Consider the following 11,667-nt stretch of genomic DNA (forward strand, 5'->3'; position numbering starts at 1 on the left):
CCTTTTCCTTGCTATTAAGCTTTTTTTCAGCTATACTGCTTGCATAGAAAGATGATTTAGAGTTTCATCTTTGGTTTGCTCTTTATTGAAGACCTTTTAGTTAACAGTACGATCTGCCATAAGAATGCTCCACTTTATATTTTCGACCACCTCGCTTGCGGGGTGTATATCTACCCAAAGGATCTCACATGGCAGAACTACAAAATGGAACCGTAAAATGGTTCAACAGCGAAAAAGGGTTTGGATTTATCCAACAAGATAACGGCGACAAAGATGTATTCGTACACTTCCGTCAAGTAAATCGTTCAGGTTACGGACGTGTTAACCTCGAAGAAGGTCAAAAAGTGACTTATGAAGTCGGTCAAGGCGAAAAAGGCCCACAAGCCGAAAACGTTACCGCACTGTAACTTCTACTTGTGTTGCACATCTAAATGAGCTAAGCCCATTTAGATGGCAAGGACAATTTTGTCCTTTGCAATCCCCTAAAGCTTTCCGCATAAATGCGGAAGATTCACATATTGAATCCATTTTACTAAGACACTACTAGGTGTTTTTCCGAATCGATTTAAAAGGAATATACCATGGAAAGCAAGGAAGCCGTTTTAAACGCACTCAAAGAGGGGAAAAAACTGACCAGTAACGTAACAGGGTTGCAATACACCCTTATCGGCGGTCAGCTTCATGCACGCAGCGGAGAAAAAACCGATTGGCACGAAAGTGAACTTTGCTTTGACAATCCCCCCTCTTGGCTCAATCTCCGAGACTGAGCCTCTCTTTTTAACTCCCCTATATTTTTTTGTGCTACCCTCCTGTATTTAGAAAATACGAGGTACTTATGTTTTTGCACAAACAGGTCGAAACCATCGAAGCAGCTCCCCAAAAAGCAGGTCGCGGCGTTAGCATGAAAATGCTTCTATCCCCTGACGAATCTCCGTCCTTCGCGATGCGTAACTTCATTATCGATGCGGGCGGTACGGGATCAGTTATTGGTCCCGCGAACGACACGTTTGACATCGTTGATTCCGTCACCCACACCGTCACTGAACTCTTTCACGGTACATCCGTTCAACATAACCATTGCTATCATACTTGCCAAAACCAAACGGATCATTGTTTCTCCTATATCTTAAAAACATCGAAATTATAGCGTGTCTGTCGTTCACACTTTGCCTCATTCGCTTACAATCGGTTGTGATCTTTGATACAACGCGTATATCCCAATCCCCATGACGATCCCGACACTATCGGCGACTACATCCATCACAGAAAAGCTCCGAGCGGGGATAAAATACTGCGTGATCTCGATTTGAATTCCGACCAAAAGCAAGAGGAGTATTTTGAGGCGTGTTGAAAAGTGGCTGTATGCCAAGCTCAGCAAGACGTACAGAGTACAAAACGCAATGAAATGGTTTTGTTTATCCCAAAAGCTCTCGACGATTTCGATGTGGCGGGACGTAAGGGCAAGGTATTCGATTGCTCCAAAAGCTATGTAAAATACTATTTTTTGAAGAGTATTTTTCATCCTAATATCTCGACATTTACTATTTTTCCCCGACTATTCATCTTCACATATTCCAATATCATCCCATGAAATCGTGCAAATGCGGCAGGGAGCTGAACCGTGTCGAAATAGCCTCTCATCCCCGCTTCACACCATTCCTGAAGCTCATCATAACTCTCAAACTCATATCCGAACGCATTGAGAAGCCGTGCCGTATAGGCATCGACGACCATAGCGGGACGGGCGCACGCATAGCAGAGGATCGAATCCGCCGTCTCAGGGCCAACCCCTTTTTGGCGCAACAGCCAGTCGCGATCGACCGAGAGAGCAAAAGTTTCGAAATCGCCAAACTCCTCGATCATATTGTGAGACAATCGGATGATATTGGACGCTTTGGCTTTGAACAGCCCGCTGGGGCGGATCAGCTCCATCAGAATTTCCGGATAGGCTTGAGCGAGGAGATCGGGGGCTAAAATCTCGGCGTTTCGGAGATTGTCCAGAGAGATTTGAACCCGCTCCCACTGCGTGTTTTGGGTCAATACCGCCCCAACAACGACTTCAAACGTGCCATACGCTGGCCACCACAACGGCGGAGAGTTCTCCAAAAGTTTCAGTTTTTCAAGTGCGCTGAAAAGTTCCCAAGAGTCCTGCAACTCCATCCACTATTCCTCTACCCACGCATCGGTTTTGTAAACGCGTCCATCATCGAAGATTTTGAGCTTGAAGGCTTCGGTGCATTTTCCCTCTTCGAGGTTCATCACCGCGATTTGGAGAATCTTGCGGCATTTTTCAGGCACTTCGAACCGTCCAGACACCCCTGTAATAAAGCGTTCCAGCGGTACTTTTGAATCCATACCGATGACGTTGTCACGGCATCCGCTGAGACCGATATCGCTCATGTACGCCGTCCCGCGTACAATCTGAAAATCATCACTCCCCACATGGGTGTGGGTTCCGATGATCCCACTTACCTCTCCTGCGAGGAGCATCAGCATAGAGCGCTTTTCGCTGGTCGCCTCGGCATGAAAATCGAGGAAAATATGCGCAATCCCCCCTTCTCTCAGCTGTGCAACCGTATCGCGGGCGCACCGAAAGGCGTTGTCGACATAGGGCATCCCGTAGTGCCCCATGATATTGAGGACGGCGAGTTTCTCCCCCGTTACCTCAAATACGCGGCATCCCGTCCCCTTAACCCCTTCAGGGTAGTTATGAGGGCGCAAAAGAGGCAGTGATTCCAACAACGGTTCGATCTCTTTTTTATCCCATGTGTGGTTTCCGCCGCTCATGCAGTCGATCCCCATGCCGAAAAGCTCCTGCGCGTTTTTCATCGTCACCCCGAATCCGTGAGAGGCGTTTTCGTAATTGGCAACGACGAAATCAACCTCGTGTTCGCGTCTGAGTTTCATGAGGTGTTCTTTGATCATCACCCGTCCAGGACGGCCGACGATGTCTCCGATAAAGGCTATTTTCACTCGTTCTCCTCTATGAGTTCATGTCGTAATGCGGACGCTTCCTGACGGAATCGAGTACTGTCTCCGTACTCAAAAAACCGCTGATAGCGTGAATGGATCGATTTGACACGCGAAGCATGACGGATCGGACACCAATACTGCTCAGTACGGGCGGCAATCTCTGAAATATACCCCATCAAACCGTTGAAATAACTGCAATAGAGGCAGTTTAGTTTCTCAACAACATTGAGGTATCCGAGCTGATGGCGATCGATGATGATGTACTCGCTTCGTTTAACCTTGGCAATTTTATAGATGGGAAAGCAAACCGCCTGATACACCCAGACAAACAGATCCAGAGCAAATGCCGGAATCAATACCGCCCAAATCACCGGTGCGCTGAGCAGATGCAATATCGGAGTGGTCGCAAAATAAGAGATAAGCCCTTGGCGATCGTGTCGATAGGAAGCGAGAAGCTCTTCGCGTTTTTTGGTAATTTCACAGGTAAATTTTTCGTATTCCTGATGCAATTCGACTTCCAACTCTGATTCGAGCGCTTTGATCTTGGCGACAAGCTCGTCAATCTTGTGATGTTCCATTATGGGCCTTTGGATAAAGTGTAAAACTATACTACAATTACGCATGCAATCGCTTAAATACTTAGCCAATTACAGCCAAGAGATACGTCAACAGGTTCAAGAACTGATCGATGCCGATCGATTGGGTGAGCGTCTATTAGCCAAATATCCCGATACCCATAACCAGAGCACCGACAAAGCCCTCTACGACTACGTCCAGCTCGAATTCGAGGTGCGGCTCTATCTCACCTACCTCGATCGATTCGGAGAACTTTATTCTCGCACCAACTCCACTAGTACTTCATAATGGGCGGTATGCGGAAACATATCGAAGAGTTGAACTCTGTTGATCCCATAGCCGCCCAACATCTCAAGATCTTTCGCTAAACTCATCGCATTACAGCTCGAATAGAGGATTCTCTCCGCGCCGATCCGCCCCAGCCATTTACAAATCTGTTCCCCCAATCCCCTACGGGGAGGGTTGACGATAATACAATCAGGTTTCTCACCCGACGTAGCGCTAAAGGTTGCGGCATCGAGCGACTCAAACGCTATGCTCTCAATTTCCAGCATCTTGGCCGAATCACGGGCACATTCGATCGCCTCTCGCTCGATCTCGATCCCGACAATACACCGCTCTGGTGTGGCACAGTGCAAAGCAAACCCCCCTACTCCGCAAAACAGATCCCATAACAATTTCGGGCTGCTCTCGTTTACCCATCCGCTTGCGGTGCGGTAAAGTTTCTCGGCTACTTCGGGATTGGTTTGAAAAAAGCTTTTTGGACGGATAAAGAGAGGGACATTGTTGAGCCGCTCTTCGATGCGCTCCTGTTCGGTAAGAAATATCTCCTCATCCCCTTCCAAAATCGCCATGTGTACCGGTTGGATATTGACTGAAACAACTTGTAGATCGGGGATTTTTTCCATTAAATCATCGAGTCCGTTTTTTAACCGTCCGATGATGCCGTGAGAGCGAAGGACAAAACGGAGCATCATCGACCCGCTGGAATGACTACGGGTGAGGAGGACATATTTCAGTTCCCCTTTTCTCAACCGTACATCATACCCCTTGACGCCCAAACCGCGAAGCCACTCTTGGATCAAATGAAGTGCGTTTTGCATGGATGCGGGATACAGAGGACATTCGATCAAACTCACCTCTTCGGCGATGCCGAGTACGACACCGTCCCATGAAGGGGAAGCGACCATTTTGGCCTTATTACGAAATCCTTTGAGGGTTGATGTGGCAGGCTTAAGCCACTCTCTTGGGGAGTGTGCATCTAGTAGTGTGTGAAGATGATCGCTTTTTAGTTTTAGCTGTTCGGCATAGTGGTAATCAATCCATCCGCACGAGTGACAAAAATTGGCATCAAAGTAAGAACAAAAACTCATAATTTCCTTTATTTATATCCCAGTAATACTGGCGTCAAACGAACTTTGCGGTATCGCATACAACCGTCGTTCAAGCCGTCCGATATGCTCTAATATCTCCTCGGAAGCCGGTTGGAGTTTGATGAAATGCTCTTTGGCGATCTCTCGCTCCGCATCGGTGATCTTTTTCTTCGTGTTAAACAATTTGGAGAAAAATGATCGGTCGGTATTGACAAAAAAGATTTTAAAAATATGCATGTATTCATCATGCAACGTGACATGGGCTTTTTCAATCTCTCCCAAACAGGTCATATTCCCCAACGCATTGAGTTTTTGACCGTCGCTGTAAAACCATTCGCCGAATTTACAGTCGGTATAGCTCAAAGGTATCGCACTCTCATCAACGGAAAGCCCTTCGATCAACAGCTTCGCTCTTTGTACCCATTTAACGTGCGCTTTTTTTTGCATCGCTTAAATGCTGCAATGTAATAGTTTTGTCCATAATACGTCATCCACCTTTGATGTAATAGTACAATTATACCGAGCAAATATCATAAATATAACACAAAAAGTTATATTTATACCCTGAAAAACAACTACGGTTGTTTGGTTTTCAATCCCCGTAAATACTGTAATACGGCACCGATCAGATCGTCATCGTCTTTGCTCTTGCTTTGCAGCGTCTCTTTGACTCCGCTTTGGTATTCGATCGTGATGTTTTGGTTGAAATTACTCACCATTTTGATCTTCTTCTCGATACACAGCAGTTTGATCACCATGATTTCGAAAAACTGCTTCGTCGGGGTATCGGGTTTGCCGAAGCGGTCATTCACCTCTTCTTCGATATCATAAATCTCGCTGGGTGATTCGCATTGGCTGAGGCGGCGATAGAGCTCCAATCTCAAACGATCTTCGCTCACCACCTCATCACTGATGAACGCACTGACGGTGAGTTTGATGTCCACTTTGGCACGGACGCTGCTCGTTTGGTTGGTGAGAAGTTTGATTGCATCCTCCAACATCCGCAAATACAATGCATACCCGATATTTTTGATGTGTCCGCTTTGGGCATCGCCGACGAGGTTTCCACCGCCGCGAATTTCGAGATCGTGATACGCGAGCATCGATCCGCTGCCGAGGAATGAGTTGGATTCGAGTGCGACGAGCCGTTTTTTCGCCTCTTCGGTGAGGTGATCTTTGTCATCCACGATAAAATACGCGTACCCCTCGATATGTCCCCGTCCGACCCGTCCGCGAAGCTGGTGGAGATCCGCCATACCGAACCGATCGGCTCCGTCAATGATCATCGTATTGACCGTCGGCATATGGATCCCCGATTCGATGATCGAGGTCGCCAAAAGGACATCGTACTCCCGATTGGCAAATTTTGCCAACTCCTCTTCAGTTTGGGTCGCGCTGATTTGGGAGTGGAGAATGAGGATACGCAGATCAGGGAGGATCGCTTTGAGTTCTCCCGACTTGATTACCATCGAATCGATCGAGTTATGGACATAAAACACCTGCCCCCCGCGACGGAGTTCCCGCAAAATCACCTCTTTGATCAGTTTCTCGTCGTAATTTTTCACAAACGTCCGCACCCCGAGGCGCTCAGACGGCGGAGTGAGAAGTTCAGACATGGTTTTGATCGAACTGAGCGCCTGATTGAGACTTCGCGGGATCGGGGTCGCGCTCATGCTGAGCAAATGAACGTTCTCATAGAGCGATTTGAGTTTCTCTTTTTGTTTCACTCCGAATTTGTGCTCTTCATCGATGATCACCAGCCCCAGCTTCGCACAATTTACCCCGAAAAGTGCGTGGGTTCCGACGACACAATCGAGCTCCCCCGCTTCCAGCGCCCTCAGGGTCGCATTTTTCTCTTTGGTACTGACGAAGCGATCGAGCTTCGCCACCCGAATCCCGAACGGTGCAAGACGCGCTTTGAGCGATTGGAAATGCTGAGAGCTGAGTAATGTCGTCGGAACGACGAGGAGCGATTGAAACCCCCCTTTTGCGGCGGCGAAAATCGCATTCATCGCTACCTCGGTTTTTCCAAAACCGACATCCCCGCTCAACAACCGATCCATGATATGCCCCGATGCCAGATCACGGACAATGGAGTTGATGGCACTGGCTTGATCGGCAGTGTACTCAAATCCCGCAGCGGCTTGGAAGGCACGCAATTCTCCTGCGTCCACGCTTATCACGGAGGCTTTGATCAGTGCACGGCTCGCCGCAATCCCGACAATCTCGGAGGCGATTTCAAACAATCGCGCTTTAACCGTCTCTTTGAGCTTGCCGAAGCTCCCTTTGCCCAGACGATCCAGCACCGGCAGAGATCCTGTCGCGATATAGCGATCGATCGCATCGAGATTTTCGACGGGCAGGAGGAGTTTGTCATCCCCCATGTATTTGATCACGACAAGATCTTTGACTCCTCCGAGGATTTCGGCTTGCTCGATCCCGACAAATATCCCGACTCCGTACTCTTCATGGACAACATAATCGCCCACTTTCAGATCATCGAGGAGAATCGACGTTCGGCGGCGACGGCGCTTTTTCTCATGGCGGTTGAGAGAGAAGATAATCTCGTTCTCACTAATGAGATTGAGGACAATCCCTGAGGTTTTGAGAGTGATCTCTTTGAGATCAAAGATACCGGCGGCTTTGAGCTGGGTATCGCTCGCGGCGATGAGGGTAAATTTTTTCGTTTTATGGATGCTTCGGAGCGTCTCGAAATTCCCTCCGCCCAGCGGCATATAGTGCTGTGATTCGGGAAGTATCTCGACTTCGAGCCTTGCACGCGGAAGCACAGGTTGATTGAGTCCGTACGCTTCATCGAGGACGCTTTTCATCTCACGGATACGTGCAACTCTTTTTCCCTCACATAGATCGATGCCGTATTCACCCAACACCCAAAACCCGAGCGAGGCGATGTCTTTGACAAAGCTATCGCTTTGGGAAGAGGCAACCGCTTTTTCAAAATAGCGGTATTGCTCCGAATCTAAAGAGAAAAAGGCGCTCGTAATTTCAACAGAGGCCAACTCCTCTTTGTCGGTACGCTGGGTTTCGACATCGAACGCTTTAATCTCTTCAACCTCATCGTCAAAGAGGCTGATACGGTACGGATTGCTTTGGTTTGGGACGTAAATGTCAAGAATGTCCCCGCGATGGGATACTTCCCCCTCCATCTCCACCATATCGACAAACGTATAGCCCCAATGGATCAGTTTCTCTTTAAACGCATTCAAATCGATACGGGAAGCAAACTCGATGGTCTCGCTTTGAAGCAATTCCGCACGCGGCATCGGAAACAAAAGTGTTTTAAGCGGCGAGATGATGAGCGGTTTTTTGGATGCATTGTAGTAAGAACGCAATGCCGCAAAAAGGGCAAAAAGTTCCTCTCCAAACGGACGTAAATCATCCATATACGCCGCACGAAAATCGGGCAATATGATATGCTTAATCCCTAAAAATGCCGATACATCGCTCAGCTCAGTAGCTTCTTTGGCATCCTCGCACACAAGGATTTCAGGGAGATTTTTCGGGTTGTTTTTGGCGTATTCATACCATCGTGCTTGTGACATTCATCCTCTTTAAAAATGTCTCGGCAACACTGAACGAGCCGAAGACTAAATACTCTTTATCCTGATCGATCGCCTCAAACGATCGAAACTCTATTTGAAGTTCATTCAGCGCATTTTCGAGTTGATCTCTTGGAGTGATTCTGGCTTCATCGACATCGATAATCTCGACCGACTCGATGATCGGTTTTAAAATTCCCAGTATCTCTCGGTAATCTTTATCCCTATAGGTGTTATAGATCAGTACCACTTTTTTCCCTTTATAAGAACGGGCGATCTCCCGTGCCGCCAAAGGGTTATGCCCCACATCGAGAGTGATATTGGGCGCTATCGGACTCAATCGACCGAACAGAGCGCGTTGATCAAAGAGCTCTTCTCTCACCTCGTATCCCAAAAGCTCATACGCTGCCATTGCCAACAAGAGATTATCGCGCAAATACTCACTGAGACCGTTTTTTGTGGCAAGATGCAATGCCATCCCTGTGAGTCGTGGGTTTAGGCACTCTTCTACTGTATAAAGGCGGCATCCCTTTGTATGGGCAATCTCTTTGGCGATCCGTTCCACTTCAGAATGTTTTTGCGTCCCAAGCAGTGCCTCATGCTGCATACTGCGAAGCTTTGTCGTAGCGATCGCATCAATCGTCGTCCCCAAAAAAGCGGCATGATCGAAATCGATCGGGGTAAAGATACTGAGTACTTTTGGGAAAACGGCCGTAGCGTCAAATTCGCCCCCTAGACCCGCCTCCATCACAACATACTCACACCCCTCATAGACAACCATAGCAAGTAACGTCGTGTATTCAAAATAACTGAGAGCTTCTGCATCTTCGTGTGATAGTAGTGCAAGGAGCTTTTGATGCGCTATCTCCAATGCTTCATCTCTAACATCCGTACCATCGATCCATATCCGTTCATTAAAACGAAGAATATGAGGCGACGTATAGTGTCCCACCTTTTTTCCCGCTCGGTACAACGCGGTAGCAAGAAATCGCCCCGTAGAGCCTTTTGCGTTAGTTCCGACGAGATGGAGTATTTTTGGATTTGGCAAGGATGCAGCAATCGTTCGATACGTTTTAGGGAAGCGCTCATAATCGATCACGTCATAAAAGAGGGGCTTTGCAGCGAGGAAATCGTCTAAATTCATGCAGGCTCGACGCGGTTTCGCCCTTTTCGCTTAGCGTCATAAAGACGTTCATCCGCTCCGTTCAACAACGCTTTCATCGATGGATAAGCCATCCGCTCAGCAACGCCGATGCTGACACTCACGGCAATGCGCTGGCCTTGATACATAAAATGGGCAGCCTCGACGTGAGCGCGAACTTTTTCACAAAAAACTTTTGCCCCTTCCAAATCGGTATCTCCCAAAATAGCCAAAAACTCCTCTCCGCCGAAACGGCCTACAATGTCAGTGGCTCGGGCTTCAAGCTTCAGGATTTTCGCGAATGCGATCAAAACGGCATCGCCCGCTTCATGTCCATAGGTATCGTTGACCGATTTAAAATGATCCAAATCCAACATCGCAATACAATAGGGATGGGTGTGACGCTCATATTCGGATTCTTTGAGGTTCAAATACTCCTCAATCGCCCGCTTGTTGAAAAGTTTGGTCAAAAAGTCTTCACGTGAAGCTTGCGTCGCAGCAGCCAATTCCGATTCGAGTGCCGCAATTTTTTTTCCCATATCGGTCACTGTTTCGTTATGTACTTTCAAATCTTTACTCAACACTTCTACTTTTTCTTCCAGTGTGCTGGCAATTGCATAAAGACGCTTGTGTGCCGTTTTAAAATCGGTCGGTCTATTGGTCTCCAAAGCCTCTAAATCACGCTTGACTTCCCGGATTTCACTGCTTGAACTTTCGCTTCTCTCAATCAATTCAATCAGTTGAACAGAGAGTTTTTCCAACAACGCGTCCAGCGTATTGACCATATCTTCAACACTTTGTTTATCCAGGGCTATCCTCATCGCGATAGCCGTTTTCAGCTCTTTTTCGAATCCTTCCGTTTCTATATATGAGGGATTATTACTCAATTTTTTAGAAAGTTCGGTAATCGAATCGTCCATTTTAGGGGCGATAGAGGGGACCAACGAAGAGATCAGCATCTGTACGATCTTCGAATGATCCGAACCACTTCCCGGATTAACCTGAAATTTCAAATTCTCAATCGTATTGCGCAGATTAGCGGTATCGACTGAACCGAATCCCGAAAGCTTCATTAAAAACGAATCATCGTAAATACTCAAAAAATTAGTCCACGCTTGTTTGAGTAATTCGATCTGTGTCGAACCGCCCCTCTCATCAAGCGTAGCAATGGTTTTTTTCGCTAAAGCGGATGCTTCGGCATTGTGAAGCACATCGATGCTTTCGGCCATTTTTTTAGCCAATCCGCTAAACGCTTCGACAAGAATCGATGCTTCACTCGGATTGAGCCGATTGAGTTTGGAAATCAAAAAACGGATCAATTCCGCTGTTGTACGGACTCGGTATTGTTTTATCTCATCGAGAGTTTTTTTGTCCATTAATGGAACAAAGCGATCGATTCCGCTACAATCCTCAACAGCGAATCCCGCTTTTTTCGCTTCTGAACAAAACGTTTCACTATACGCATCGGGAGTCCATACTTTCCCTTCGGCCTTGAGCCGTTCAACCGTGTTACGAACGATTTGATTGATAGTCATTTTATTCCCCCTTAATGAGAATTCACACCCGAAGCGGCAATTTGAGCCACAAATCCATCCAACCCTTTTTGGGCTCCTTGTCGAATTGCATCAAAACGGGCTTGATCGGAGATGATTGCGTTTGGTTCAATGTCAAAATCATACATCCCATGGGTAGAATAATTGGTATTTTTCCCCTCTTTGGTTTGTTGAATCGACAAATTTACCGTTGTTCGGTACGTTACTACATAACCATTTGTATCGTAACGAAGCGGAGTGAATACGACCGATTCAATCGCGATTCTAAGATGGGTTTTAGATTCATTTTTAGCGACGAGAGAAGTTCTGAATTTCGTAATGACGGCCGTATCGACCGCGTCTTTGATGATCGCCGTATTTTGAGGATCTTCCATCGAAACAACCACTTCGGTACTGACACTCTCACCCAACACATTTTTCGTGCAATGGCTAACAGGTTGATACCCGCAACCGGCAAAAAAAATGAGAGCACTCAGTATCCAGTATTTCAT

14 protein-coding genes are annotated in these 11,667 nt (G+C 47.2%); 3 read left to right on the forward strand and 11 right to left on the reverse strand.

The window, feature by feature from the left end; translation table 11 throughout:
* Positions 1-188: 188 nt before the first annotated feature.
* Positions 189-407, forward strand: coding sequence for a cold-shock protein (locus tag JHC35_RS00570; RefSeq protein WP_295041413.1), 219 nt, complete (start codon positions 189-191; stop codon positions 405-407).
* Positions 408-581: 174 nt separating this feature from the next.
* Entirely contained in the window at positions 582-767 is a 186-nt protein-coding gene (locus JHC35_RS00575; RefSeq protein WP_295041415.1) for a hypothetical protein, read from the forward strand.
* A gap of 212 nt (positions 768-979) precedes the next feature.
* Here the strand turns inward: JHC35_RS00575 and JHC35_RS00580 are convergent, their stop codons facing one another.
* Genes JHC35_RS00580 through JHC35_RS00600 form a run of 5 tightly spaced genes read right to left on the reverse strand, consistent with a single transcriptional unit; the run spans position 980 to position 3,551 of the window.
* The gene (locus tag JHC35_RS00580; RefSeq protein ID WP_295041417.1) at positions 980-1,111 is read right to left on the reverse strand and encodes a hypothetical protein; all 132 of its coding nucleotides are present in this window, start codon (positions 1,109-1,111) and stop codon (positions 980-982) included.
* A 60-nt stretch (positions 1,112-1,171) separates the two neighbouring features.
* Positions 1,172-1,522, reverse strand: a complete 351-nt coding sequence (locus JHC35_RS00585; RefSeq protein ID WP_295041419.1) for a VanZ family protein — start codon at positions 1,520-1,522, stop codon at positions 1,172-1,174.
* On the reverse strand, positions 1,519-2,160 hold the full coding sequence (locus JHC35_RS00590; RefSeq protein WP_295041421.1) for a 3-methyladenine DNA glycosylase: 642 nt from the start codon (positions 2,158-2,160) through the stop codon (positions 1,519-1,521). The genes JHC35_RS00585 and JHC35_RS00590 overlap by 4 nt, the downstream gene beginning before the upstream one ends.
* A gap of 3 nt (positions 2,161-2,163) precedes the next feature.
* Positions 2,164-2,973 carry a TIGR00282 family metallophosphoesterase gene (locus JHC35_RS00595; protein WP_295041423.1) on the reverse strand — a complete coding sequence of 270 codons (810 nt, stop codon included), beginning with the start codon at positions 2,971-2,973 and terminating at the stop codon, positions 2,164-2,166.
* Positions 2,970-3,551, reverse strand: coding sequence for a hypothetical protein (locus JHC35_RS00600; protein ID WP_295041425.1), 582 nt, complete (start codon positions 3,549-3,551; stop codon positions 2,970-2,972). The genes JHC35_RS00595 and JHC35_RS00600 overlap by 4 nt, the downstream gene beginning before the upstream one ends.
* A gap of 43 nt (positions 3,552-3,594) precedes the next feature.
* Here JHC35_RS00600 and JHC35_RS00605 point away from each other — a divergent pair, with 43 nt between their 5' ends.
* Positions 3,595-3,837, forward strand: coding sequence for a hypothetical protein (locus JHC35_RS00605; RefSeq protein WP_295041427.1), 243 nt, complete (start codon positions 3,595-3,597; stop codon positions 3,835-3,837).
* Here the strand turns inward: JHC35_RS00605 and rlmC are convergent.
* The 6 genes from rlmC to lptE form a co-directional block, all read right to left on the reverse strand.
* Entirely contained in the window at positions 3,804-4,922 is a 1,119-nt protein-coding gene (rlmC, locus tag JHC35_RS00610; RefSeq protein WP_295041429.1) for a 23S rRNA (uracil(747)-C(5))-methyltransferase RlmC, read from the reverse strand. The genes JHC35_RS00605 and rlmC overlap by 34 nt on opposite strands.
* A gap of 12 nt (positions 4,923-4,934) precedes the next feature.
* Positions 4,935-5,369, reverse strand: a complete 435-nt coding sequence (locus JHC35_RS00615; RefSeq protein ID WP_295041431.1) for a CZB domain-containing protein — start codon at positions 5,367-5,369, stop codon at positions 4,935-4,937.
* 128 nt (positions 5,370-5,497) lie between these two features.
* Positions 5,498-8,485: a transcription-repair coupling factor gene (mfd, locus tag JHC35_RS00620; RefSeq protein ID WP_295041433.1), complete on the reverse strand. Its 2,988-nt coding sequence runs from the start codon at positions 8,483-8,485 to the stop codon at positions 5,498-5,500.
* On the reverse strand, positions 8,463-9,626 hold the full coding sequence (locus tag JHC35_RS00625) for a bifunctional folylpolyglutamate synthase/dihydrofolate synthase (protein WP_295041435.1): 1,164 nt from the start codon (positions 9,624-9,626) through the stop codon (positions 8,463-8,465). Before JHC35_RS00625 ends, mfd begins: the two co-directional genes overlap by 23 nt.
* Positions 9,623-11,158, reverse strand: a complete 1,536-nt coding sequence (locus JHC35_RS00630; protein ID WP_295041437.1) for a GGDEF domain-containing protein — start codon at positions 11,156-11,158, stop codon at positions 9,623-9,625. Before JHC35_RS00630 ends, JHC35_RS00625 begins: the two co-directional genes overlap by 4 nt.
* Before the next feature lie 11 nt (positions 11,159-11,169).
* A complete protein-coding gene (gene lptE, locus JHC35_RS00635; protein WP_295041439.1) occupies positions 11,170-11,667 on the reverse strand; it encodes an LPS assembly lipoprotein LptE in 498 nt (165 codons plus the stop codon).

This window comes from Sulfuricurvum sp. (assembly GCF_022759005.1).
Classification (GTDB): domain Bacteria; phylum Campylobacterota; class Campylobacteria; order Campylobacterales; family Sulfurimonadaceae; genus Sulfuricurvum.

Bases quoted from the DNA above. Each gene is read 5' to 3' on its own strand.
- JHC35_RS00615 (WP_295041431.1), bottom strand. From the start codon at position 5,369: ATGCAAAAAAAAGCGCACGTTAAATGGGTACAAAGAGCGAAGCTGTTG.
- JHC35_RS00590 (WP_295041421.1), bottom strand. From the start codon at position 2,160: ATGGAGTTGCAGGACTCTTGGGAACTTTTCAGCGCACTTGAAAAACTG.
- JHC35_RS00625 (WP_295041435.1), bottom strand. From the start codon at position 9,626: ATGAATTTAGACGATTTCCTCGCTGCAAAGCCCCTCTTTTATGACGTG.
- JHC35_RS00570 (WP_295041413.1), top strand. From the start codon at position 189: ATGGCAGAACTACAAAATGGAACCGTAAAATGGTTCAACAGCGAAAAA.
- lptE (WP_295041439.1), bottom strand. From the start codon at position 11,667: ATGAAATACTGGATACTGAGTGCTCTCATTTTTTTTGCCGGTTGCGGG.
- JHC35_RS00585 (WP_295041419.1), bottom strand. From the start codon at position 1,522: ATGAAAAATACTCTTCAAAAAATAGTATTTTACATAGCTTTTGGAGCA.
- JHC35_RS00580 (WP_295041417.1), bottom strand. From the start codon at position 1,111: ATGATCCGTTTGGTTTTGGCAAGTATGATAGCAATGGTTATGTTGAAC.
- JHC35_RS00600 (WP_295041425.1), bottom strand. From the start codon at position 3,551: ATGGAACATCACAAGATTGACGAGCTTGTCGCCAAGATCAAAGCGCTC.
- JHC35_RS00630 (WP_295041437.1), bottom strand. From the start codon at position 11,158: ATGACTATCAATCAAATCGTTCGTAACACGGTTGAACGGCTCAAGGCC.
- mfd (WP_295041433.1), bottom strand. From the start codon at position 8,485: ATGTCACAAGCACGATGGTATGAATACGCCAAAAACAACCCGAAAAAT.
- JHC35_RS00575 (WP_295041415.1), top strand. From the start codon at position 582: ATGGAAAGCAAGGAAGCCGTTTTAAACGCACTCAAAGAGGGGAAAAAA.
- JHC35_RS00605 (WP_295041427.1), top strand. From the start codon at position 3,595: ATGCAATCGCTTAAATACTTAGCCAATTACAGCCAAGAGATACGTCAA.
- rlmC (WP_295041429.1), bottom strand. From the start codon at position 4,922: ATGAGTTTTTGTTCTTACTTTGATGCCAATTTTTGTCACTCGTGCGGA.